The sequence below is a fragment of the Kitasatospora sp. NPDC034035 genome (genome assembly GCF_055575755.1).
In genome coordinates this window covers 1-1,515 of record NZ_JBVISA010000112.1, presented here as the reverse complement: position 1 = coordinate 1,515, position 1,515 = coordinate 1, and the positions used below count along the sequence as shown (strand labels likewise).

The window sequence follows — 1,515 nt, the reverse complement described above, 5'->3', positions numbered from 1 at the left end:
CGGCCGGGGCGGTGAGAGCGGGAGCGGTGCCGGGCAGCATGCCGTCGCTGGTGCGGGCGAGCAGGCCTGCCGACCACAGGGCCTGGCGGCGGGTCGAGACGGCGCGGGGTACCTGCGGCCGGCTGGAGGAGGCCGAACGGCAGACCGCCCACGCGGTGGGCCGACGGGCACTGGACAAAGCTGTCCGGCAAGGACCGTGTTGCCGCGCGCAGTCAGCTCAGCCATATCGACGAGCCGGCTGGCGGCGAGGCCGCGTAGGCGGTGGGGGCGCTTCGGAGCAGTCTCTGCGCTGTACCGCGGGCGGGCGACCGTGCGGGTGGACGGAGCTGTAGGACCGGGGCAGGAACGGCGAAGGGGCGGCCCGAGCGCGGGCCACCCCTTTCCATCGCTGTTCTGCCTTCCCGGGCGGCCGAAGCCGCCCCCGGCAGGGCCACTATCAGCCCATGTCCGTACCGTACCGCACCGGCGAGCGCGGGCAGGTGACCTACCTTCCAGCCCTCGAGGCCGTGGACGCCGCGTCGACACCACATCTATGAGCGGAGTCGGGAGTCACCCCGCCGCGCTCTCCAACCTGTCCGACGACCCCAGCAGCGCCCCGACCTGGCCGTTGACCATGTCTGTGGGATCACTCCAGAAGCTGCTTCGACCAGTCACCCCAAATGCGATAAGCCCGGCCGTCACCGACCTGCTTCATCCCGCCGGGAACAACGCTCCCATGGTACGGATACTGCTCCGTCACCGCCGCCAACAGGAACTCCAGGAAGCCGCCCTCGAACAAGTCCCACTCCCACCTCGAGTCGAACTTGGCCGCGACCGGCCACCGGTCCGGGTCCGGGCCCCGCATCAACCAGAAGAACTGGTCGGAGTTCCAGTTGTTGCCCCACTTCAGAAGCCCGCCCTCGGCCGGGAACAGCGGATACGGGCACTCGTCGTAGTCCCCGTCCTGGTATGCCTGGGCCAGCATGGCGGTGTATCCATAGGGATCCGTGGTGTAGTACAGGAATCCCGCGAAGCCGAGCGGCTGCTCGGTCTTGTTACTGGGCGCTGCTGATGGCGTGTAGATGTGCAGCTCGTTACTGATGCTGACCATCCCGTACCGGTCGACGAACGCCCGATAGTCCGCAGGTAGTTGGAAACCGAGCGCCTCTGGCCCCAGCTCCCACGGGACCGGGACCACTCCGCCTCGGGGCGGCGGCCCGATCACCGCCGCGAGCCGGTCCAGCATCTCCTCAATGTTCATGTCCACTCCCATCAGCCACCCGTTCCCGCCGGAGGCTAGTTTCCCAAGTTTGCATATCCGCTTGAGCCGAACTTCCCATTGTCCACGACCGTCCAATCAGAGTCCGTACGCAGCCCGGTGTTAGCATCCCAGCCGTAGAACCCCATCCCCCACCCATTCGGAATGGTGCTCTTGTCGTCCGTGTACTGCGGAAGCACGTCGTACAGCACAGGACCCTGAGGCATGATCTTCCCGGCTCTGGTCTCAAATGTCCGCATGCTGTTGGTGATCCTGCC

At 67.1% G+C, this 1,515-nt stretch carries 2 protein-coding genes; both read right to left on the bottom strand.

Going from position 1 to position 1,515, the window contains the following annotated elements:
* Positions 1-625: 625 nt before the first annotated feature.
* Positions 626-1,240, bottom strand: coding sequence for a hypothetical protein (locus ACZ52J_RS42865; protein WP_465626871.1), 615 nt, complete (start codon positions 1,238-1,240; stop codon positions 626-628).
* Positions 1,241-1,275: 35 nt separating this feature from the next.
* On the bottom strand, positions 1,276-1,515 hold a 240-nt coding region (locus tag ACZ52J_RS42860; RefSeq protein WP_465626869.1), incomplete at its 5' end, for a hypothetical protein.